The sequence below is a fragment of the Halorhodospira halophila genome, from assembly GCF_016653405.1.
GTDB classification, from domain to species: Bacteria; Pseudomonadota; Gammaproteobacteria; order Nitrococcales; family Halorhodospiraceae; genus Halorhodospira; species Halorhodospira halophila_A.
Genome location: NZ_NHSN01000016.1, coordinates 81927 through 104076 on the forward strand (window position 1 = coordinate 81927; position 22150 = coordinate 104076).

General features: G+C 70.5%; 21 protein-coding genes. 8 read left to right on the plus strand and 13 right to left on the minus strand.

The features are described 5' to 3' along the window. Nucleotides 1-60 precede the first annotated feature (60 nt). Nucleotides 61-777, plus strand: a complete 717-nt coding sequence (locus tag CCR79_RS05395; protein ID WP_201169598.1) for a ComF family protein — start codon at nucleotides 61-63, stop codon at nucleotides 775-777. A 21-nt stretch (nucleotides 778-798) separates the two neighbouring features. Here the strand turns inward: CCR79_RS05395 and ubiA are convergent, their stop codons facing one another. The 9 genes from ubiA to rph all read right to left on the minus strand — a co-directional run bounded on the left by ubiA (nucleotide 799) and on the right by rph (nucleotide 9959). Then, nucleotides 799-1653, minus strand: a complete 855-nt coding sequence (ubiA, locus tag CCR79_RS05400) for a 4-hydroxybenzoate octaprenyltransferase (RefSeq protein WP_201169601.1) — start codon at nucleotides 1651-1653, stop codon at nucleotides 799-801. A 25-nt stretch (nucleotides 1654-1678) separates the two neighbouring features. Further along, nucleotides 1679-2221 carry a chorismate lyase gene (locus CCR79_RS05405; RefSeq protein ID WP_201169604.1) on the minus strand — a complete coding sequence of 181 codons (543 nt, stop codon included), beginning with the start codon at nucleotides 2219-2221 and terminating at the stop codon, nucleotides 1679-1681. 74 nt (nucleotides 2222-2295) lie between these two features. Beyond that, on the minus strand, nucleotides 2296-4371 hold the full coding sequence (gene recG / locus CCR79_RS05410; RefSeq protein WP_201169607.1) for an ATP-dependent DNA helicase RecG: 2076 nt from the start codon (nucleotides 4369-4371) through the stop codon (nucleotides 2296-2298). A 9-nt stretch (nucleotides 4372-4380) separates the two neighbouring features. Continuing rightward, a complete protein-coding gene (locus CCR79_RS05415) occupies nucleotides 4381-4773 on the minus strand; it encodes a RidA family protein (protein ID WP_201169608.1) in 393 nt (130 codons plus the stop codon). A gap of 15 nt (nucleotides 4774-4788) precedes the next feature. Then, a complete protein-coding gene (gene spoT, locus CCR79_RS05420) occupies nucleotides 4789-6978 on the minus strand; it encodes a bifunctional GTP diphosphokinase/guanosine-3',5'-bis pyrophosphate 3'-pyrophosphohydrolase (protein ID WP_201169609.1) in 2190 nt (729 codons plus the stop codon). Nucleotides 6979-6998: 20 nt separating this feature from the next. Beyond that, nucleotides 6999-7370, minus strand: a complete 372-nt coding sequence (rpoZ, locus tag CCR79_RS05425) for a DNA-directed RNA polymerase subunit omega (protein WP_201169610.1) — start codon at nucleotides 7368-7370, stop codon at nucleotides 6999-7001. 36 nt (nucleotides 7371-7406) lie between these two features. Continuing rightward, nucleotides 7407-8633, minus strand: coding sequence for a radical SAM family heme chaperone HemW (gene hemW, locus CCR79_RS05430; RefSeq protein WP_201169611.1), 1227 nt, complete (start codon nucleotides 8631-8633; stop codon nucleotides 7407-7409). Between the two features lie 13 nt (nucleotides 8634-8646). Continuing rightward, nucleotides 8647-9246 carry an RdgB/HAM1 family non-canonical purine NTP pyrophosphatase gene (gene rdgB / locus CCR79_RS05435; RefSeq protein WP_201169612.1) on the minus strand — a complete coding sequence of 200 codons (600 nt, stop codon included), beginning with the start codon at nucleotides 9244-9246 and terminating at the stop codon, nucleotides 8647-8649. Beyond that, complete coding sequence (gene rph / locus CCR79_RS05440; protein WP_201169615.1) at nucleotides 9243-9959, minus strand: ribonuclease PH; 717 nt, start codon at nucleotides 9957-9959, stop codon at nucleotides 9243-9245. Before rph ends, rdgB begins: the two co-directional genes overlap by 4 nt. Before the next feature lie 191 nt (nucleotides 9960-10150). Here rph and CCR79_RS05445 point away from each other — a divergent pair, with 191 nt between their 5' ends. The 3 genes from CCR79_RS05445 (at nucleotide 10151) to gmk (ending at nucleotide 13335) form a co-directional block, all read left to right on the plus strand. Beyond that, entirely contained in the window at nucleotides 10151-11749 is a 1599-nt protein-coding gene (locus CCR79_RS05445) for a methyl-accepting chemotaxis protein (protein ID WP_201169617.1), read from the plus strand. A gap of 91 nt (nucleotides 11750-11840) precedes the next feature. Next, nucleotides 11841-12710, plus strand: a complete 870-nt coding sequence (locus CCR79_RS05450) for a YicC/YloC family endoribonuclease (RefSeq protein WP_242510831.1) — start codon at nucleotides 11841-11843, stop codon at nucleotides 12708-12710. Beyond that, entirely contained in the window at nucleotides 12700-13335 is a 636-nt protein-coding gene (gene gmk, locus CCR79_RS05455; protein WP_201169620.1) for a guanylate kinase, read from the plus strand. Before CCR79_RS05450 ends, gmk begins: the two co-directional genes overlap by 11 nt. Before the next feature lie 47 nt (nucleotides 13336-13382). Here the strand turns inward: gmk and irrA are convergent, their stop codons facing one another. Continuing rightward, on the minus strand, nucleotides 13383-13826 hold the full coding sequence (gene irrA, locus CCR79_RS05460) for an iron response transcriptional regulator IrrA (RefSeq protein WP_201169622.1): 444 nt from the start codon (nucleotides 13824-13826) through the stop codon (nucleotides 13383-13385). Between the two features lie 126 nt (nucleotides 13827-13952). Here irrA and CCR79_RS05465 point away from each other — a divergent pair, with 126 nt between their 5' ends. From CCR79_RS05465 to CCR79_RS05480, 4 genes are all read left to right on the plus strand, one after another. Next, nucleotides 13953-15371: a phospholipase D-like domain-containing protein gene (locus tag CCR79_RS05465; RefSeq protein WP_201169624.1), complete on the plus strand. Its 1419-nt coding sequence runs from the start codon at nucleotides 13953-13955 to the stop codon at nucleotides 15369-15371. 16 nt (nucleotides 15372-15387) lie between these two features. Then, nucleotides 15388-16848 carry an FAD-binding oxidoreductase gene (locus CCR79_RS05470; protein WP_242510832.1) on the plus strand — a complete coding sequence of 487 codons (1461 nt, stop codon included), beginning with the start codon at nucleotides 15388-15390 and terminating at the stop codon, nucleotides 16846-16848. Further along, on the plus strand, nucleotides 16845-17708 hold the full coding sequence (locus tag CCR79_RS05475) for an MlaA family lipoprotein (RefSeq protein ID WP_201169627.1): 864 nt from the start codon (nucleotides 16845-16847) through the stop codon (nucleotides 17706-17708). The genes CCR79_RS05470 and CCR79_RS05475 overlap by 4 nt, the downstream gene beginning before the upstream one ends. A 107-nt stretch (nucleotides 17709-17815) precedes the next feature. After that, complete coding sequence (locus CCR79_RS05480) at nucleotides 17816-18052, plus strand: hypothetical protein (protein WP_201169629.1); 237 nt, start codon at nucleotides 17816-17818, stop codon at nucleotides 18050-18052. On the opposite strand, the gene CCR79_RS05485 is transcribed toward CCR79_RS05480, so the two are convergent. The 3 genes from CCR79_RS05485 to CCR79_RS05495 form a co-directional block, all read right to left on the minus strand. Further along, nucleotides 18049-19152, minus strand: coding sequence for an RNA ligase (locus CCR79_RS05485; protein WP_201169631.1), 1104 nt, complete (start codon nucleotides 19150-19152; stop codon nucleotides 18049-18051). The two genes, CCR79_RS05480 and CCR79_RS05485, sit on opposite strands and share 4 nt — an antisense overlap. A gap of 12 nt (nucleotides 19153-19164) precedes the next feature. Continuing rightward, nucleotides 19165-21033: a 1-deoxy-D-xylulose-5-phosphate synthase gene (gene dxs, locus CCR79_RS05490; RefSeq protein WP_370641495.1), complete on the minus strand. Its 1869-nt coding sequence runs from the start codon at nucleotides 21031-21033 to the stop codon at nucleotides 19165-19167. A 76-nt stretch (nucleotides 21034-21109) separates the two neighbouring features. Further along, complete coding sequence (locus tag CCR79_RS05495; protein WP_201169633.1) at nucleotides 21110-22015, minus strand: class I SAM-dependent methyltransferase; 906 nt, start codon at nucleotides 22013-22015, stop codon at nucleotides 21110-21112. Nucleotides 22016-22150: the final 135 nt, after the last annotated feature.

Genomic DNA, 22150 nt, shown 5'->3' on the forward strand with positions numbered 1-22150 from the left:
CTGCTGATTGGCCGCGGGCCGTGCCGCGCAGGAAGCGCTCATGGTAGCAAGGAGGCCGCCATGGTCAACTACAGGCTTGCACGATCAGTCAACAAGTGGCTGGATATTATCCCGCCAGCCCTCTACCCACCGCGCTGCCGGTTGTGCGATGACCCGGGCGCCGACGGCCTCGACCTGTGCCGCGGCTGCCGGGCCGACCTGCCGTGGAACACCCCCTGCTGCCCGCACTGCGCCCTGCCGGGGGACGGCGCCCTGCCGTGCCCTTGCCGGCAGAGCCCGCTGCCCTTCCGGGCAGCGGTGGTACCGCTGCGCTACGAGGGACCGGCCGAGCGCCTGATCACCGCCTTCAAGTTCCACGGCCGGCTGGCCGACGGGCAGCTGCTCGGCGCGCTGCTCGCCGACGCCGTCCGCCGGGACGCGGCGCCACTGCCCGCGGCCGTCGTCCCGGTCCCGCTCCACGCTCGGCGGCTGCGCCAGCGTGGCTTCGATCAGACGGCGGAACTGGCCCGGGCGGTGCGCCGCCGGCTCCCTCCCCTGCCCCTGTGCCGGGCACTGCGCCGGCGCGACGCCGATGCCCGCCAGGCCACCCGCAGCGCCCGGGCACGGCGCAGCGCCATCCGCGGCGCGTTCAGTGCCCGCCCCGGGCGGGTGCCGGGACACGTGGCCCTGCTCGACGATGTGGTCACCACCGGGGCGACGGCCGCCGAGGCGGCGCGCACCCTGCGCGCCGCTGGAGTGCAGCGGGTCGATCTGTGGGCGCTGGCGCGGACGCCGTAGGCATCGCGCCCGGTGCAGGGGCTAGAGGTGCAGGTCGGCCACCAGGCCGGCAAAGACTACGCCGCCGAGCCAGGCGTTGTTGAGGAAGGCGCGAAAGCAGTCCTGGCGCTCACGCCGGCGGATCAGGTACTGCTGATAGGCGAACAGCCCGGCCGCCCCGGCCAGCCCCAGGTAATAGGCCACACCGGCCTCCAGGTGCAGGCCGACCTGCAGCAGCGCCAGCAGCATCAGCGCCTGCAGGATGGCAATCATCAGTCGGTCCAGGTCGCCGAAGAGGATGGCCGTGGACTTGACGCCGATCTTCACATCGTCATCCCGGTCGACCATGGCGTACATGGTGTCGTAGACGGTGGCCCAGAGCACGGTGGCGATCAGCAGCAGCCAGGCCACCACGGGCACCGCCCCGGTCTGCGCGGCGAAGACCATGGGCACGGCCCACCCGAAGGCCAGCCCCAGATGGATCTGGGGCAGGTGGGTGTAGCGCTTGGTGAAGGGGTAGGTCGCCGCCAGCACCACCGCTACCAGCGACATCAGGATGGTCAGCGGATTGGTCAGCAGCACCAGCCCGAAGGCGAGCAGGCAGAGCACGACAAACAGGGCCAGCGCCTCGCGCTCGGAGACGCGCCCGGTGGCGAAGGGCCGCTGCCGGGTCCGCTTGACGTGCCCGTCGATGTGGCGATCGGCGAAGTCGTTGATGACGCACCCGGCGGCCCGCATGATCACTACACCGAGGGTGAAGATGACCAGCAGATCGAGATCCGGCACCCCGGCAGCCGCGATCCAAAGCGCCCAGAGCACCGGCCAGAGCAGCAGGAAGTTGCCGATGGGCCGATCGAGCCGCGTCAGCTGCGCATAGGTCCGCAGGCGCGCGTTCACGCCCCCTGGGCCGGATGGCTCCCCGCTATGCACCTCGCCGCTCACCCTCAACACCCTCCGGGAAAAAGACCTCGGTTACCAACAGACGCCGGCCGGCAACGGACAGCGTCGAGCGTCGCGCCCAGCCCCCGGCCGGCGACGGCAGACCGTGAGCGCGCAGCCAGTCGGCCAGCGGCTCGCGTCCACGCAGCCGGGCCACCGCCAGCGGACCGCGCTGCACATCGGCCGCCGAGAAGAGCAGTCGGCCCAGGGGGCGCTCGCCCAAGCGCGGCAGCCTCGCCAGCGGCCCGAGCAAACGATCCGGCACGATACTTCGGGCGTAGATAGTCGGGCCACCCTCGCAATCGAGCACGACCTCGCGCAACCAGGCGTGTCGTCCCACCGGCAACCCGAGGGCGACGCCCTCATCCGGGGCCGGCCGCTGCCAGGCCTGGCGCAGAACGTGAACGTGAACCGGACCGAAGCGCTCGAGCTGCGCCGTCAGGGAGCCGCGCTCGGTGAGCAGCCGGTGCACTGCCGGTTTCGGCCGCCCCGGGACCGCGGCCACCCCCGGCCGCCAGGCTGCCACCCGGGGATGCCAGACAGCGCGTTCCCTCACCCCGTTTGCCACTGCGAATCCACCACCCGTCATTGCGGAGCCGATCACACCTGCCCGTAGCGCTCGGCTTCGCCGACCCAACGGCGGATGAGCTGCTCGGCGGTCCCGGGAGCCCGCTCCAGGAGCTCGGCCCCCACCTGCTGGACGGCCTCGAGCAGATCCGCGTCACGGCGCAGGTCGGCCACGCGCAGCCTCAGCGCACCGGTCTGCCGGGTACCCAGCAACTCTCCGGGGCCGCGGATGTCCAGATCCCGCCGGGCGATGGCGAATCCGTCATCGGTCTCCCGCAACACGGCGAGCCGCTGCCGGGCGCTCTCAGACAGCGGACCATGATACATGAGCACACAAGTCGACGCCGCGCGGCCGCGCCCGACCCGTCCACGCAACTGATGGAGCTGCGCCAGGCCAAGCCGCTCGGCGTTGTCGATGACCATCAGGCTGGCGTTGGGCACGTCGACCCCGACCTCGATCACCGTCGTGGCCACCAGCAGCGCCACCTCGCCCCGGGCGAACGCCCCCATGGTGCGTTCCTTCTCGGTCGGGGTCATGCGGCCGTGGACCAGCGCCACGCGGTGGGCATCGCCCACGGCCCGCTCGAGTTCGGCAGCGGTGTCCTCAGCGGCCTGCGCCTCCAGTTCGTCCGAGGCCTCGATGAGGGTGCAGACCCAATACGCCTGGCGCCCCGCGTCGAGGGCAGCGCGGATGCGCTCGATGACTTCTCCGCGACGCCGCTCGGCGACCACCACCGTCTGCACCGGCGTGCGTCCCGGCGGGCGCTCGTCCAGCGAAGAGACGTCGAGATCGGCGTAGGCGGTCATGGCCAGGGTCCGGGGGATCGGGGTGGCGGTCATGGTCAGCTGGTGGGGCTCGGCGCCACCGCCCTTGTCTTTAAGCGCCAGGCGCTGGTGCACACCGAAGCGGTGCTGCTCGTCCACCACGACCAACCCCAGACGGCGGAACTGCACCTCCTCCTGGAACAGCGCATGGGTCCCCACGGCGATGCCGGCACGGCCCTCGGCCAGGCGCTGGCGCGCCGCACGACGCTCGCTCGCCGACGCGCCGCCGGATAGCCAGGCCACTTCCACACCCAGCGGCTGGAACCAGCCCTGCAGACTGCGGCAGTGCTGCTCGGCGAGCAGCTCGGTGGGCGCCATCAGCGCCGCCTGGTAGCCACTGCCCACGGCCCGGGCGCAAGCCAGGGCGGCGACGACGGTCTTGCCCGAGCCGACATCCCCCTGCAGCAGGCGCAGCATCGGCACCGTATCCGCCATGTCCGCGGCCAGCTCGGCGTCCACCCGCTGCTGCGCGCCGGTCAGCGGGAAAGGCAGGCTCGCCTGCAGCTGCCCGGCCAGCGCCTCGCCCTGGTCCAGCGGCGGGGCGCCGGCCTCCGAGCGCAGCGCCTGGCGCCGGCGACGCAGGGTGAGGTGGTGGGCGAGCAGCTCCTCGCAGGCCACCCGGCGCACCGCCGGATGGGTGCCGGCGAGCAGCGCCTCGGTGTCGGTCTCCGGCGGCGGGCGGTGAATGGTGCGCAGGGCCTCGGCGAGGGTCGGCCACTGCCCGTCCACCCACGCGGCCTCGGGCAAGCACTCCGGGGCAGCCTCGGGGAGCAGCCCCAGAGCGGCGTCGACCAGCTTGCGCAGCTGCCCCTGATGCAGGCCGTCGGTGCTGGCATAGACCGGGGTGAGGGCGTCCTCACCGGGACCGTCGGCATCGCCGGGGGCCACCCGCTGGTGCTCCGGATGGGCCATCTGCAGGCCGCCGTAACCGGCCCGCACCTCACCGAAGCAGCGCAGGAGTACGCCGCGGGTCAGGCGCTCGGCCTGGCGCGGATGGAAATGGAAGAAAACCAGATCGAGCTGCCCGGTGCCGTCACTGAGCCGGCACAGCAGGCGCTTGCGCCGCCCCCGGGCCACCTCGGACCACTCCACCCGCCCCTCGATCAGCACCCGCTCGCCGGGCTGCAGGCCACCGATGGGGCGCAGGCGGGTGCGGTCCTCGTAGCGGATGGGGCGGTGCAGCAGCAGATCGCCCACCGTGTGCAGCCCCAGCCGTGCCAGGCGTTCGGCCAGGCGCGGGCCGACACCCGGCAGGCTGGTCAGCCGCCGCTGTGCCCCTTCCACGGCCGGGCTTCAGCCCTCCCGGGGCAGGTAGAGCACGGCGTCCATCTCCACCGCCGCCCCCTTGGGCAGGGCGGCCACGCCGAGGGCGGCCCGCGACGGGTAGGGCTCGGAGAGGTATTGGGTCATCACCTCGTTGACCAGGGCGAAGTGGCTCAGGTCGGTGAGGTAGATGGCGATGCGCACGGCGTCGGCCAGAGTGCCGCCGGCGGCCTCGGCGACGGCACCGAGGTTCTCGAAGACGCGGGCCACCTGGCTGTGCATGTCGGCGCCGACGAGCTCACCGGTCTGCGGATCCAGCGGGATCTGCCCGGAGATATAGACGAAATCCCCGGCCCGCACCGCCTGGCTGTAGGGGCCGATGGCGGCCGGCGCGGCCTCGGTGTGGATGGTTTCTCGGGACATGGGCGCTCTCTCTCCTTAACCGTCTTTCTTGCGCACGATGCGCTGCACCGGCGGCATGGCCCGCAGATGGCGCACCACGGCCGCCAGGTGGCGGCGGTCACGCACCAGGATCAGGAAGCGGACGGTGGCGATCATACCGTCGCGCTCCTCGATGGTGACGTTCTCGATGCTCGCCCCCTGCTCCGAGATGCCGTGGGCGAGCTGGGCCAGCGCGCCGCGCTCGTTGACCACGTCGATGCCGATCAGGGTGGGGAACTCGGCGTCGACATCAGCCTCCCAGTCCACATCCACCCAGCTCTCCGAACGTTTGCGCTGGCTGGCCACGTTCTTGCAGTCGCGGTGGTGGATGACCACGCCCCGGCCGGTGCTGACGAAGCCGACGATCGGGTCGCCGGGGATCGGCCGGCAGCAGCGCGCGAAGGAGACCACGGTGCCCTCGTTGCCGCGGATGGTCAGGGTGCCGTGGGGCTCGGGCTCATCGGGGCGCTCTTCGAGCTCGACCTCGCCCTGCTCCAGGCCGCTGAGCTGCTGCGCCACCAGCCACGGGACCCGGTTGCCCAGGCCGACATCGCGGAATAGGTCGTCGAGGCTGGCCAAGCCGGTGCCGGCCAGGGCCTCGTCGACACGCCCGGGATCGAGGGCGTCGAGGTCCACCGACAGCGCCGAGAGGGCGCGCTCGACCATGCGCCGGCCGAGTTCGATGGCCTCGTCATCGCGCAGCCGCTTGAGCGCGTGGCGGATGGCGGTGCGCGCTTTGGCGGTGACCACGAAATCGAGCCACACCGGATTGGGGCGCCCCACCGGGGCGGTGATGATCTCGACCATCTGCCCGCTCTGCAGCGGAGTGCGCAGCGGCGTAAGGCGGTGGTCGACCTTGGCGGCGATGCAGGAGTTGCCCACGTCGGAGTGGATCGCGTAGGCCAGGTCCACGGGCGTGGCGTTGCTCGGCAGTTCGAGGATGTCGCCCTTGGGGGTGAAGACGTAGATCTCGTCGGGGACCAGGTCGATCTTGACGCTCTCGATGAACTCCTCGGAGGTCCCGACGCTGCGCTGCATCTCGAGCAGGTCCTTGACCCACTGCCGGGCCCGCACCTGGGCCGTGTTGCCGCTCTCGCCAGCGTCCTTGTAGAACCAGTGCGCGGCGATGCCCGACTCGGCCACGGCGTGCATGTCGCGGGTGCGGATCTGCGCCTCGAGGCGGATGCGGTGCGGGCCGACCAGGGTGGTGTGCAGCGACTGGTAGCCGTTGGCCTTGGGGATAGCGATGTAGTCCTTGATCCGACCCGGCCGAGGTTTGTAGAGCCCGTGGAGGATGCCGAGCACGCGATAACACTCGTCGACGGTGTCGACGACCACCCGGAAGCCGTAGACGTCGAAGACGTCGCGGAAATTGAGCTGCTTGTGGACCATCTTGCAGTAGATAGACCACAGGTGCTTCTCGCGGCCGGCCACGTCGGCGTGGATCCCGGCCTGCTCTAGGCGCGTACGCACTTGATCGCAAACGGTGTCGAGGATCACGCCGCGCCGCCCGCGCTGCCGGGCGAGCTTCTCCTTGAGCGCCCGGTAGCGCAGCGGGTAGTGGGCGGCAAAGCCCAGGTCCTCGAGCTCGGTGCGCAGGCTGTTGATACCCAGGCGCTGGGCGATGGGGGCGTAGATGTCGAGGGTCTCGCGGGCGATGCGGCGGCGCTTCTCCGGACGCATGATCCAGATCGTGCGCATGTTGTGGAGGCGGTCGGCAAGCTTGATCAGGATGACGCGGATGTCCTGGGCCATGGCCAGGATCATCTTGCGAAAGCTCTCCGCCTGCGCCTCCTCCTTGCTCTGGAAGTCGATGGCGCCTAGCTTGGAGACCCCGTCGACGAGCTCGGCCACCTGTTCGCCAAAGCGCTCGGCGATCCCCTCCTTAGCGGTGGGGGTGTCCTCGATGACGTCGTGGAGCAGTGCGGCCACGACCGCCTCGGCATCGAGGCGCATCTCGGCGAGGATGCGGGCGACGGCGATCGGGTGCGTGATGTAGGGCTCGCCGGAGCGGCGCCGCTGCCCCTCGTGGGCGGCGGCGCTGAACCGGTAGGCCTCGCGGACCTGTTCGATCTGGTGGGGCTCGAGGTAGCGCTCGAGCAGGGCACAGACTTCCTGGATGCGCCGCTCCGGGTCGGAAGCCGACGCCGATTCACCGGCGTTGATGACACTCGCGGCGCGCGCCATACATTTCCCGGACCGGTCTCTCAGGTGGTCGGATCGGAATCACCGGACCCCGTCCCGGCGTCCTCCGCCGACTCGTCGAAGGAGCGCTCTTGGCTGGCGCCCGGATCCGGCTGCACGGGGCCGCCGCCGACCTCGGCCTCGACGTCGGCGGCGCTGAAGCCACCCAGGCTCAGGCTCTCCGCCGCGTTATCCTCGGCGCCGGTCAGGATCTCGGAGGTGACGTGGCCGGCGGCGATCTCGCGCAGCGCCACCACTGTCGGCTTGTCGTTCTCCCAGTCGACCAACGGCTCGATGCCCTTGGCCAGCTGCCGGGCCCGCTTGGCGCCGGCGAGCACGAGCTCGAAGCGGTTGTCCACGTTGTCCAGGCAATCCTCTACGGTGACGCGAGCCATCGCGCTCCTCCAGACACAATTCAGCAGATTGACATGTTATTTTAGCGCGTTGCCGCCCTGCGAGGAAGGTCTCTCGCTGGCGCGGTGCGCATCCGGCGGGCCGGGCAGCAGTTCCAAAAGCAGGGTATCGAGCATCTCGTAGCCGGTTTCGCTGGCGCGGATCCGGCCCTCGCTCCACGTCAGCCAGCCGCGGCTGCATAGCGGCGCCAGCCAGGCGCGCAGTGCCGCGCGGGTGCAGCCACTGCGCGCCACGGCCAAACGCTCTGGGAGCCCCTGCCGCAGGCGTAGACCGTTGAGCAGGACCTCGAAGGCCTGTTCCGACGGCGTCAGCTTGATGCACTCGGCATCGGCCCGCTCGCTGCCGGCGGCGGCCATCCAGGCCCGCGGCGAGTGGCGCTGGCGCGTGCGCCGCACGCGGCCGTCAGGGTCGGTGAGCTTGCCGGCCGCCCCGGCCCCCACCCCTAGGTAGTCGCCGAACGTCCAGTAACCGAGGTTGTGGACACTACGCTGACCCGAACGGGCGAAGGCCGAGACCTCGTAGCGCTCCAGCCCCGCCTCCGCCAGCCGCCGGCGGCACGCCACCTCCATCGCCAGCAACGTGTCCTCCCCGGGCAGCCCCGGCGGTGGGCGGCGCCCGAAGGGCGTATCCGGCTCGATGGTCAGCTGGTAATGACTGAGGTGATCCACCCCCAGCTCGATGGCCGCGGCCACGTCGGCCTCGGCCCCGGCGACTTCCTGCCCGGGCAGGCCGTACATGAGATCGACGTTGACGCCGTTAAAACCGGCGCTGCGCGCCTCGGCCACTGCCTCGCGCGCGGCGGCGGCGTCGTGGATCCGCCCCAGACGGGCCAGCAGCGTGTCATCCAGGGTCTGCACCCCGAGCGACAGGCGGGTCACGCCGGCCTGGCGGAAGCCCCGCAGCCGGGCCGTCTCGTTGGCGCCGGGGTTTGCCTCCAGGGTGATCTCGGCCCCCGGCTCGAAGCCGAGGAGCGCATCGAGGTCGCCCAGCAGTTCGCTGATCACCGCCGGCGGGAAGAGGCTCGGCGTGCCCCCGCCGATGAACACACTGGCCACCCGGCGGCCGAGCGCCGCCGGCGCCTGGCGGCGCAGCTCCCGGCCCAGAGCGGCCCGATAGGCGCCGGCCGGGAGTTCACCGCGCAGGGCGTGGGCATTGAAATCGCAGTAGCCGCAGCGCTGCAGGCACCAGGGCAGGTGGATGTAGACCGCCAGCGGCGGCAGCCGCACCCCGGCGCCGGTGGTCATGGCCGTGACCAGTTCACCCGGCCACCTCCGCAGCGATGCCCTGGATCAGCCCGCGCAGCGCCTGGCCGCGGTGGCTACGGGCGTCCTTCTCGGGGGCATCCAGCTCGGCGGCGGTCCGGCCGAGCTCCGGATCCTCGAAGACCGGGTCGTAACCGAAACCGTGCTGACCGCGCGGGGTCTCGACGATCCGCCCCGTCCAGCTGCCGTGAGCGACCAGCGGCGCGGGGTCGGCGGCGTGGCGCAGATAGACCATGACGCAGTGGAAGGTACCACGCCGGCTGCCATCGCCGCGCTCACGCAGCTCGGCGAGCAGCCGCTCGATGTTGGCGGCGTCACCGGCATCGCTGCCGGCGTAGCGCGCCGAATAGATGCCGGGCTCGCCACCGAGGGACGGAACGGCGAGCCCGGAGTCGTCGGCGACCGCGGGCAGGCCGCTGCGCTCGGCGCAGTGGCGCGCCTTGATCAATGCATTCTCGACGAAGGTCAGCCCGGTCTCGGCCGGGGAGTCGATACCCAGGTGCCCCTGGCTGACCACCTCGGCGTCGTAGCCCTGGAGCATGCGGGTCATCTCGGCAATCTTGCCGGCATTGCCGGTGGCCAGCACGATCTTCATGTCGCCAGTGCCTCCTGCTGATGCTGCAACAGCTCGCCGACGCCCTTCTCGGCCAGGGTGAGCATGCGCTCGAGTTCGTCACGCCGGAAGGCGTGCCCCTCGGCGGTGCCCTGCAGCTCGATGAAAGCGCCGGCATCGTTCATCACCACGTTCATGTCCGTCTCGGCCTCACCGTCCTCGGCGTAGTCCAGATCGAGCACCGGCTCGCCGCGATAGACCCCCACCGAGACCGACGCCACCTGCCCGTGGAGCGGAGAAGCCGAAAGGGCGCGCTGGCGAACCAACCCGTCGAGGGCGTCGGTCAGGGCCACGAAGGCGCCCGTGATCGCCGCCGTCCGCGTGCCACCATCGGCCTGCAGCACGTCGCAGTCGACCACCACACTGCGTTCGCCCAGCCCCTGCAGATCAACAGCGGCCCGCAGCGAGCGGCCGATCAAGCGCTGGATCTCGACGGTCCGTCCCTGCTGCTTGCCCCGGGCGGCCTCACGATCCGAGCGGGTGTGGGTCGAGCGCGGCAGCATGCCGTACTCGGCGGTGACCCAGCCGCGCCCCTGCCCGCGCAGCCAGGGCGGCACACGCGCCTCGACGCTGGCCGTGCACAGCACACGTGTGTCCCCGAAACCGATGAGCACCGACCCCTCGGCGTGCTTGGTGAACTGTCGCTGGATGGAGATCGGGCGAAGCTCGTCGGCCCGTCGACCGCTTGGGCGCATAGTGCCTCCTGCTGATGGGGGGCAGCGTGGTCGCAGCCCCAGGTGGAGAGTATGGACGTGGTTGCCCGGGTAATGGATTATACGGGCTGGGGTTTCTACGGCGCTGCGCTCCCGGTGCCAGGGCGGCGCACCGCACCGGCGCAAGAGAGCCGGCGGAGGCGCGCGCCTGCACCTGTTCCCAAGGAGCGTCCATGCGCATCAACGAGCCCGTCACGCAGCGCAGGGTGGCCATCCCCCGAGGCGCCACCATCCTCTCGACCACCGACCCGAAGGGGCGGATCACCTACGTCAACGAGACATTCGAGCAGATCAGCGGCTACCGCCGCGATGAACTGATCGGCCAGCCGCACAACATGATCCGCCACCCGGACATGCCGCGCACGGCATTCTACGAGATGTGGGCGACGCTGCAATCCGGGCGCTCGTGGATGGGGCTGGTCAAGAACCGCTGCAAGAACGGGGATCACTACTGGGTCCACGCCTATGCGACCCCGGTGCTCGATGCCCGGGGGGAGATCGTCGAGATCCAGTCGGTGCGCACCGCCCCACCCTCCGAGGCGGCGGTGGAGCGGGCCACCGCCGTCTATGCGCAGGTTCGCGCCGCCGAACCGGACAAGGGCGAGGTCGCCCCGGTGCCGCGGCCGGCGCATCGTTTCGGACTCCGCGAGCGGCTACTCGCCCTGCTCCTGCCGGCCCCCGCAGCCGCCGTGGCGGCCAGCGCGGCCGGCCTGGGCACCGCCGCCCTGGCCGCGGTCACGCTGACCGCTACGGCCCTGGCCGCCGGCGGCGCCGCCTACCTCTGGCGGCCATTGAACCAGGCGGTCGAGGCAGCCCGGCACCTGGTCGACGATCCGCTGGCCGAGCGACTCTACACCAATCGCCGGGATGAGGTTGGTCGCCTGCGGCTGGCCATGCTCCAGCTGCAGACCGAGATGACCGCCGTGCCCAGGCGCCTGGCCAGCGTGACCGATCACCTGCAGACGGTGCGCAACGAGGCCGGCGAGGCCATCGGCGAGGCACGCAGCCAGGCCCAGCGGCAGACGGCAGAGACCCAGCAGGTGGCCACGGCCATGGAGGAGATGTCGCAGAGCGTCCAAGAGGTGGCCCGTAACGCCTCCATGGGGGCGGAGACCAGCGAGCAGGCGCAGAGCCAGACCCACCACGGCATGCAGACGGTGCAGCAGAGCGCCGATGCGGTCCGCGAGCTGGTCGAGCGGGTGCGCGGCTCCTCGGAGATCACCCATCAACTGGCCCAGGAGACCGATCGTATCGGCACCGCCCTGGACCTGATCCAGCAGATCACCGAGCAGACCAACCTACTGGCGCTCAACGCCGCCATCGAGGCGGCGCGGGCCGGCGAGGTCGGCCGCGGCTTCTCGGTGGTCGCCGAGGAAGTGCGGGTCCTGGCCGACCGCACCTCGTCCTCGACCCAGGAGATCAAGGGCATCATCGACTCCCTGCAGGAGGGCACCGGGCGGGCCGTGGCCGCGATGAACGAGAGCAGCGAGCGCGCCGAGCACACCCTGGCCCTCTCCGACGAAGCCCGCGGAGCGCTGGAGGCGATCAATCAGGCGGTCTCTTCCATGCAGGAGATGAGCATGCAGATCGCCAGTGCCACCGAAGAGCAGAGCGCCACGGCCGAGGAGGTCAACCGCAACATCAGCAACATCGACCAGCTGGCGCAGCAGGTACAGCAGTGCACCGACCGCGCCGGCGAGCGGATGGAGATCCTCACCGGCGAGATCGACCACGCCGCGCGGCTCGTGCACCGTTTCGCGGATCAGCAGTAACACCGCGGCCGTGCCCTGGCATGGACACCACCGAAGCGATTAGCATTTGCGTCCTACCCGCCGGCCGGAGGTCGCACCGTTGATCCACAGCATGACCGCCTTCGAACGACGCGAGGCGCAGGGGGACTGGGGGGGGCGCTCCGGCCGCCTGACCTGGGAGCTGCGCTCGGTCAACCACCGGTATCTGGAGCTCCACCCGCGCCTGCCGGATGAGCTGCGCGCCATCGAGCCGCAGGTGCGTGAGCGTGCACGCCAGCGGCTCGGCCGCGGCAAGCTGGAGTGCACCCTGCGCTTCAGCCTCGAGGCCACCGGCCAGGGCGGGCTGGACGTGGACTGGCAGCGGGTGGACGAGCTATCACGGATCGCCGCGGAGATCGGCCGGCGTTTCGGGAACTCGGCCCAGCCGGCGTCCACCGCGGAGATCCTGCGCTTTCCGGGCGTGCTCGGCGAGCCGGCGGTGGACCTGGAGCCGGTGCGCGAGGCCGCTGTCGCCCTGCTTGACGACGCCCTGGAAGGGCTGCGCGACACCCGGCGACGCGAAGGGGAGCAGCTGGCCGAGCACATTCGCGCCCGCGCTGAGAGCGCTCGCGACATCGTCGCGGAACTGGCCGAGCAGCGCGGCACGATCAACCAGCGCATCCGCGAGCGGCTCACCGCGCGCCTGGACGAACTCCCGGCGCCCGCCGACCCGGGCCGCCTGGAGCAGGAGCTGGCCTACATCGCCCAGCGACAGGATATCGACGAGGAGCTGGAGCGCCTCGGCACGCACCTCCAGGAGGTTCTGCGCCTGCTGGAGGCCGCCGAGCCGGTGGGCCGGCGTCTCGACTTCCTGATGCAGGAGCTCAACCGCGAGGCCAACACCATCGCCTCGAAATCGGGCCATGTGGCCAGCAGCAGCGCCGCCCTGGACCTTAAGGTCCTGATCGAACAGATGCGTGAGCAGGTGCAGAATGTCGAGTAAGCCCACGCCCCCACGCGGCAACCTGTTCATCGTCTCGGCGCCTTCCGGCGCCGGGAAGACCAGCCTGGTCCGGGCCCTGCTCGAGCAGGTTCCCGGTCTGGAGCTATCAGTCTCCAGCACCACGCGCGCACCGCGCCCGGGCGAGCGCGACGGCGTGGACTACCACTTCTTCGACGAGGCGCAGTTCTTGGAGCGGGTCGAGGCGGGCCGGTTCCTAGAGTACGCGCGGGTCTTCGAAAACCTCTACGGCACGTCGCAGGACGCCGTCGAGGCGCGCCTGGACGCCGGCGCGGATGTGATTCTGGAGATCGACTGGCAGGGGGCGCAGCAAGTGCGCGCGGTGCTGCCCGAGGCAGTGTCGGTGTTCATCCTGCCGCCTTCCCGGACGGAGCTGCGCCGCCGGCTGAGCGAACGCGGCCAGGACAGTGCAGAAGTGATCGAGCGCCGCCTGGCCGAAGCGGTGGACGAGATCGCCCACTACGCCGAGTACGACTACCTGGTGATCAACGACACCTTCGGCCAGGCGCTGGGGGAGCTACGCACGCTGGTCGAGGCGCAGCGGCTGACCTGCCGACGCCAGCAGCGCCTCCAGGCCGAGCGCCTGGCGGAACTCTTGGCGCGCTGAGCCCGGCGGCACGGGCCCGGCAGGCCACAACGGCAACGGCGGCCGGGCTAACCGCGGTCCGTACGCAGGCGCACGACGATATCCACGCCAGAGATCTGCTTGCCCTCGGGGACCTGGACCTTACGCCGGACCTCCTGCTCATCCACCTGCAGGTGGACGTCCTCGATCTCGCCGCTGTCCTCGTCGTAGAGGTGATGGTGGGCCTCGGTCTTGGTGTCGAAGTACGACTTGCCAGAGTGAACGATGACCTCGCGCAGGAGGCCGGCGTCCTTGAACTGGTTCAGGGTGTTGTACACGGTGGCCAGCGAGACCTTGACACCCTGGGCCGTGGCCTCTTCGTAGAGGGATTCGGCGGTCACGTGGCGATCCTCGCCGGAGAACAGGAGACCGGCGAGGGCCAACCGCTGCTGGGTCGGGCGCAGCCCCACCGCACGCAGATAGCCGGCACCCTGCTCCTCGCTGAGGATCGAATTGTCTCGGGTTTGGGTCATTTCGGGTCCTTGTCCGCGGGCGGAAGTGCGGAAGAATACAGAATTAGTCTAATCCAAAGCAGACGGCCCACTCAACCGCGCAGCCCGTCTTCCCAACCGCGGCGAAAAGGTCGAGACTAGGCGCCCATGGACGCCGCAGCCTGGATACTCGCCGCCGCCAGCGTAATCGCCGCGGTCGTCGGCCCGGCGGCCGCCGTACACGCCCTGCTGACCAAACGCGAGCCCCAGGTGGCCGCGTCCTGGATGGCGGTGTGCATCATCTTCCCCGTCGGTGGAGCCCTCCTCTACTACGTCTTCGGCATCAACCGCGTCGAGACCCGAGCCCGCAAGCTGGTGGCTGAGGAGCGCATCCCGCCCAGCCCCGGGCCGTCCATGGAGACCCACAGCCCCTCGTTGGGCCCTGAGTACGCCGAGCAGATCCGCATCTCCGATGCCGTCACCGGGCGGCCGCTGGAGTACGGCAACCGGGTCCAGGCCCTGCGCAACGGTGAGCAGGCCTATCCGACCATGCTCGAGGCGATCGACGCGGCGCAGCGGACGATCTTCCTGAGCACCTACATCTTCGAGAGCAACACCAGCGGGCGGCAGTTCATCCGTGCCCTCACCGCTGCGCACCGCCGTGGGGTCGACGTGCGGGTGCTCATCGACGGTGTCGGCGAACTCTATTCCTGGCCCCGCGCCAGCCGGCTGCTCCGTCGCACCGGGGTGCCGGTGGCCCGCTTCCTGCCCCCGCGGCTGCTGCCGCCGCAACTGTCGATCAACCTGCGCAACCACCGCAAGATTCTGGTGGTCGACAGCCAGACCGGCTTTACCGGCGGCATGAACCTGGGCGACCGCCACCTGCTGCAGTCCGACCGCGAGCACCGCGTAGCGGACATCCACTTCTTAGTCGACGGCCCCGTGGTCAGCCAGATGGAGCAGGTCTTTCTGGAGGACTGGGCGTTCACCACCGGCGAGGAGCGAGGGACCACACACCGCGGCAGACCCCACGTGGACGGCGCCCTGAGCCGGATCATCACCGACGGACCCAACGAGGACCTGGACCGGCTAGTCATGACGCTGATCGGCGCCCTGTCGGCGGCCCGCGAGGAGATCTGGGTGGTCACGCCCTACTTCCTGCCCATGCGCTCACTGATGACCGCCCTGGAGGCGGCGGCACTGCGCGGCGTGGAGGTCAACGTCCTGCTGCCCGAGCAGAACAATCTGCCCTTCGTCCACTGGGCCACACGGCACATGCTCGGCGAGTTGATCCACTGGGGGGTGAACATCTACTACCAGCCACCGCCGTTCGCCCACACCAAGCTGTTCATCGTGGACCGGCGCTACGCCCAGGTCGGATCTTCGAACATGGATCCGCGCAGCCTGCGGCTGAACTTCGAGCTCAACGCCGAGTTCTACGACCGCACCATCGCCGGCGAGATGGCCGCCGACTGCCAACGCATCCGAGCCCGCTCGCGCCGCATCAGCGAGGAGGAGCTGCGCCAGCGCCCGCCCCTGGAGCGGGTCCGCGACGCCGCCTGCTGGCTCGCGTCCCCCTATCTCTAGCGGCATAATGCCGGTCATGGTCGAGACCGCAGAACACCCGCTGGCCGAGGCACTGCGCGCACGCCTGGGCCCCGATGCCGTCCTCAGCGAGCCCACGCGCACTGCCCCCTACATGGCCGAGCAGCGCGGCCAGTTTCCAGGCCGCGGGCGACTGGTGGTCCGCCCCTCCGACGCCGAGTCCGCGGCCGCCGCCGTCACCCTGTGCCGAACGCACGGCGCCGCGGTGGTGGCGCAGTCGGGCAACACCGGCACCGTCGGCGGCGGCTCTCCCCGGCACGAGACCGAGGTGGTGGTGAGCCTGGAGCGGCTGCAGCGCATCCGCAGCCTGGACGCCGACGACGGACTGTTGGTCGCCGAGGCCGGCTGCACCCTGGCCCACCTGCAGGAGGCCGCCGCCGACGCGCAGCGCTTCTTCCCGCTGAGCCTCGCCTCCGAGGCGCAGTGCCGGATCGGCGGCAACCTGGCGACCAACGCCGGCGGGCTGAACGTGCTGCGCTACGGCAACGCCCGCAACCTGGCCCTGGGCCTGGAGGTCGTGCTGGCCGACGGCCGCATCTGGAGCGATCTGCGCGGGCTGCGCAAGGATAACAGCGGCTACGACCTGCGCGATCTGTTCATCGGCTCCGAGGGGACGCTGGGCATCATCACCGCCGCGGCCCTGCGCCTGCTCCCGCCGCCGCGCAGCCGCCGCGTGGCGCTGCTCGCCCTGCCGCGGCTGGAGCCGGCCCTGCCCCTGGTGCGGGCCGCCCAGTCCGAGAGCGGCGAGGCGGTGGTCGGCGCCGAGTTGATGAGCGCCGAGGCCCTGGGGATGGGCCAGCTGCTCGACGATACCCCGGAGAACCCACTGCCCGGTTCCCCCTGGTACCTGCTGCTGGAACTCGCCACGGCCGACCCGCGGGCGGACCTGGACGAGGCGCTGGCAGCAGCTCTGGAACCGGCCGAGACCGCCGGCGACCTGGACGACGCCCTGCTCGCCCCCACCGAGGCCGCCGCCGCACGGCTGTGGCGGCTGCGCACGGCCATCCCTGATGGTCAGAAACGCGCCGGGGCGAGCATCAAGCACGACATCTCGGTGCGCCCCGGCACTCTCGCCGCGTTCGTTCCCGAGGCCCTGGCCGCCGTGACCGAGCTGGACCCCGGCGTCCGCCCCTGCATCTTCGGCCACGTGGGCGACGGCAACCTGCACTTCAACCTCAGCCAGCCGCCGGACGCCAAGCCCGAGGCTTTCCGCGCACGCGCCGAAGCCTTCCATCGGGCGGTGCACGATGTGGTCTGCCGCCATGGCGGCTCGGTCGCCGCCGAGCACGGCGTCGGCCAGGCGAAGCGCGACGAGGTCGCCCGCTGCGCCGACCCCCTGGGCCTGGAGTTGATGCAGCGGATCAAGGGCGCCCTGGATCCCGACAACCTGCTCAACCCGGGCAAGGGGGCCGCGGCGGCCCAAGCGCCGGCCCCACCGGATTGCGGAGACCCTTCATGAGACGAGGCTTGCTGCACGGGGCCCTGCTGCTGGCCCTGCTACCGCTGTTGGGCGCCTGCGCCAGCTCCGGGGATTCGGGCAATCCCAACGGAGAGGACGAGTGGGCCACCGAGGATGAGGCCTGGGATGACGACGATTGGGGCGCCTACGACGACTGGGATCAGGGCACCTGGGATCCGCTGGAGGGTTTCAATCGCCGGGTGCACGCCTTCAATGAGGTCGCCGACCGCTACGCCATCCGCCCGGTGGCCGTTGCCTACCGTGACACTGTGCCCAGCGGAGTGCGCCGCCCGATCAGCAATTTCCTCAACAACCTGCGCGAGCCGTTTCACGCCGGCAACCAGCTGCTGCAAGGCCGTGCCAGCGCCGGGACACGCAGCGTCACCCGCTTCGCCATCAATTCAACCATCGGCGTGCTGGGCCTATTCGACGTGGCTGGCGCCACCGGCCTGGAGCGGGAGCGCAGCGACCTTGGGCTGACCCTGGGCCATTGGGGCGCCCCCGAGGGCCCCTACCTGGTCCTGCCGCTGCTCGGCCCGAGCACGGCACGCGACAGCAGCGGCCTGGCGGCCCAGTATTTCAGTCGTGAATACCACAGCCCCACACACTGGGCGGACATCCCCTCTCCGGAGCGTTACACCGTGCCGATCATCGCCGGCATCGATACCCGGGTAGCCCTGCTCTCGCTGGACGAACTCATGGCCGAGACCGGCACCGACTCCTACATCTTCATGCGCGAGTCGTACCTGCAGAACCGTCGCGAGCGCCTCGGCGAAGACGACTGGGGTGACTGGGACGATGACGACTGGGAAAACGGCGACTGGGATGACGAGGACTGGGACGAAGAGGAGGACTGGTAGCGGACGCCGTGACCGCTCGCCACCGGTGTGACTCAAGTCAACAGACGCAGGCGCCGCTACACTGGTTAGGAAGTAACCAGCCCGGCCCCAGGCCGAAGGAGGGTGCCGTGTTCCATGTCCCCCCGATCCGGGATACGCAGCGCTATATCCGCCTCCGACAACTGGAGGGGATCGCTGAGATCCAGCCGGTGGCCCCGTACCCGCGTATCGAGCCGATCGGCCACTCCGGCGACGAGACCGGGCGGCCGGACGCGGTGGATGAGCGGCTGCGCCGCGGCCAGCGTGCCCGCGCGCGACGGTCCAGCAGCGGCGATAGCGACCATCAGGTGGACGAGTACGCCTAGTCGTAGACCTGCCCGCCGCTGAGGAAGTTGCCCAGCAGCCCGCTGATGCGCGGGAAAACCCTGTCGAAGCGCAGCTCCCAGTAGCCGTCGGCGGCCTGCTCCAGGCTGCGCACGGTGGCGTGGATCTGGCTCTGCGGCACCCGGCGCAAGTGCTCGGCGAAGCGCTCGGCGTTGGCGCGGTGGCGAAACCGGCTGCAGAAGTGGTGGGCCACCTTGTGGGTCTCACGGTGTTCGCGGGCGGCATCGAGCAGCGGGTCGACCAGCGCCCCGCCGAGTTCGGTGCGCAGGGTCTCACGGTCGAGTTCCGGGGACTCCTCAAGGATCAGAACCAGGCGCATCAACCGGTTGGTAAAGTACTCGGGGGGCAGGTCGAGCAGCGCATCCCCCATGGCGCTGAGATCCTGCACCACCGAGGCCGGGGTGACGTATTTGGCCCGTTTGCGCCGGTCGCCCTCCTCCTTGAGCACCACGCCCTCGACCCCGCGGGCATCGAGCCCCGCGATCACCTGGCGCAGCTCGCCGGCCTGATCGGCGGTGAAGCGGCCGTGATACGGCACCGCCGGCAACCCATGCGCGCGGAGCAGATCGCGGCGCTCCTCGACCTCCATGAACTCGACGCGGTCCCAGCGCATCAGGTCGAAGACCAGCAGCGCCACGTCCTCGTCGATCTCCGGGGGGTGCCCCTCCAGGTAGGGGTTGCCCGGCCCGGCCACCTCGGCGCAGATGACCAGATCCGGCTCGGCGTCGAAGACGGCGGAGTCGATCAGATCGGGCAGACGGTCGGTGGTGAACGGGCAGACGAAGCCACCCCGGGAGAAGGCCAGCTCCTGGCCCCGGTAACGGATCAGGCGAACGTTGAAGCCATCGATCTTCTCCTCGGCGTGAAACGGGGCCCGGAAGTGCTGCGCCAGTCCCTGCTCGAGGTTCAGCACCCGACCGATGGAGGGGTAGCCGGGTACGGCACGATCGCCGAGGAACACGGTGCCCCGCGGCCAGCCGGAGAAGCCGTCGGTCAGGCGGATGTAGTCCAATCCGGCGTAGTGCTCATGCCGGGCCTTGTTGCGCGTCAGCGCCTGGTCGACCAGCGAAGCCTCGGGCATGGCGCCTCCTTGCTACGATTGCTGGAGTAGCCCCTGCACCGTCCTGCGGACACCGTCGCGATCCAGACCGTGCTCGGCCAGGATGTCACCGCGCGCCCCATGATGCACGGGAGCGTCCGGCAGCCCCAGGTGGGTGACCGGGGTGTGCACGCCGGCACTCGACAGGCACTCGGCCACGCCACTGCCGGCCCCGCCGGCGATGACGTTCTCCTCCAGCGTCACCAGGTGCCGATGTTCGCCGGCGAGCCGGCGCAGCAGCGCCTCGTCCAGCGGCTTGACGAAGCGCATGTTCACCACCGTGACGTCGAGCTCCTCGCCCACCGCCTCGGCCACCGGCAGCAGGGCGCCGAAAGCGAGCAGGGCGACACCGCTGCCCCCCTCGCGGCGCACCTCGGCCCGGCCCACCGGCACTGGTTCCATGTCGTCGGGCAGTGCCACGCCGGGGCCGGTGCCGCGCGGGTAGCGCACCGCCGCGGCCCCGTCGAGGGTCAGCCCGGTGGCCAGCATCCGCCAACACTCGGCCTCATCGGCCGGCGCCATGACGGTGAGATCCGGGATGCAGCGCAGGTAGCTGAGGTCGTAGGTGCCCTGGTGGGTGGCGCCGTCGGCACCGACGATCCCGGCCCGATCCACGGCAAAGAGCACCGGCAGACGCTGCAGGGCGACGTCATGGATGACCTGATCGTAGGCGCGCTGCAGGAAAGTGGAATAGATGGCCACCACCGGCCGCGCGCCCTCGCAAGCCAATCCGGCGGCCAGGGTGACGGCGTGCTGCTCGGCGATGCCAACGTCGAAGTAGCGTTCAGGGAAACGCCGCGCGTACTCGACCAGACCGGAGCCCTCGCGCATCGCCGGGGTGATCGCCACCACGCGCTCGTCGGTGCAGGCGGCGCGACAGACCCAACGGCTGAACACATCGGTGTAATTGAGCTTGCTCGCCGCCCCCTTGGTCAGCCCGCGGGCCGGGTCGAAGCAGCTCACGCCGTGGTAGGAGATGGGGTCCTCTTCGGCCGGGGCGTAGCCCTTGCCCTTGCGGGTGACCACGTGCAGCAGCCGCGGTCCGGGCTGATCGCGCAGGTTGCGCAGCACGCGGACCAGCCCCTCGACGTTGTGCCCGTCCACCGGACCGAAGTAGTGGAAGCCCAGTTCCTCGAAGAGCGTAGCCGGCGCCAGCAGCCCCTTGACGTGACCCTCGGTGCGCCGCGCCAGCTCGTGGATCGGCGGAAGGTAGCGGAGCATGTCCCGCGCACCCCGGCGCAACTGCCCGGCCAGCGGCTCGGAGAGCAGCCGCGTGAGGTAGTTGGACAGGGCGCCGACGTTCTCCGAGATCGACATCTCGTTGTCGTTGAGCACGACCAGCAAATCGGCCTTCACGTCGCCGGCGTGGTTAAGCGCCTCGAGCGCCTCGCCGGCACTGAGGCCACCATCGCCGATGATCGCGGCGCAACGCCGGTGCTCGCCGCCAGCACGCTCGGCCAGCGCCATGCCGAGGGCAGCGCTGATGCTCGTCGAGGAGTGGCCCACCCCGAAGGCGTCGTAGGGGCTCTCGTCGCGGACGGGGAATCCGGCGGGACCGCCGGCCTGGCGGATGCGGGGCAACTGGCTGCGCCGGCCGGTGAGCACCTTGTGGGCGTAGCACTGGTGGCCCACGTCCCAGACCAGTCGGTCGCGGGGGGTGTCCAGGGCGTAGTGAAGCGCGAGGGTCAGCTCCACGGCCCCGAGCCCGGCAGCGAGGTGCCCCCCGCTCTGCGAGACGCTCTCGACCAGATAGTCGCGCATCTCCTGGGCCACGGCCGGCAATCGCTCCAGCGGCAGGCGCCGCAGATCCTCCGGATCATCGATGGCCGACAGCAATACCTTGTCCTCGTCGTGCGTTCCCATGGTCATCGGGGCATGATAGCCGATTCAGGCGTGGCCTGGACCAGGGTCGGCGTCGAAGTGCCTCGCCCCCCACCCACTAGGGCCGGACGGCGCTGGCCAGGATGTAGTCCAACCCGGCGTAAAGCCGGTCCGCATCCATCCGCCGCGCCCAGCGCGCCGGCAGACGGGCCACCGGATGAATCCGCTCGAGAGTCTCCGGGTGCGCCCGCAGCCACGCGTGCAGCGGCGCGTACACCTGCTCGCGAATCGAGCGCACGTGCACGTCCACGAAGCCGGCCGCGGTCAGATACCCGGGATAAGCGAGCCGTGTGTAGCGGTTGGCCTCGGGGATGGCGAAACGGCTCGCCACCAGCCACCAGGACAGGCGCTGACGCAGCCGATCCACGGCACGCTTGGCCGGCGGCAGCGGGATGATGTCGGCGGTCACCAGACGTCCGCCGGGGCGCAGGACCCGATACGCCTCGGCAAAGAAATCCGCCCGGGTCTGGAAGTGGAAGGCCGACTCCAGGGCCACCACACAGTCCACCGACGCATCGGCCAGCGGCATGGCCGTGGCCGAGCCCTCGCAGAGCTCGATGCGTTCCTCTAGGCCGGCCTCGACCACCCGCTGCCGGGCCACGGCCACCTGGGAGGCGGTGATGTTCAGCCCGATGATCCGGGCCGGCTCGTGACTACGCACCCAGAGCAGGTCCTGATCGGCGAACCCGAAACCGACATCGAGGACGGTGTCCTCCGGACCGAAGCCGGCGGTATCGGCCACCAGCCGCGCCAGCGCAGCGCTGGCCGCATCCAGGTCGTCCTCCTCGGCCCAGTAGCCCAGGTTCAGATAGAGTCCCTCGGCGGTGATCGCACCGGTGCCGAGCAGGTCGTAGACGGCCTGGGCATCGCGGCGCTGAAAGGGGTTGAATAGCCAGTCCAGATAGCCGAGCGCGCTCCCGGCGGGACCGCGGCGTTCGTCGGATGGGGCGGGGTGTGGGGACATACCAGGCTCACGGACGCGTGTATACCAGGATCATACTACGGAGCCTGGTAGCCGTTGGCGCCTCACTCCAGACAGGGAGATTCAGCGGTGGAAAGCGCAGATGGCCCTAATCCTCGCACGCCTCACCGCCGTCCC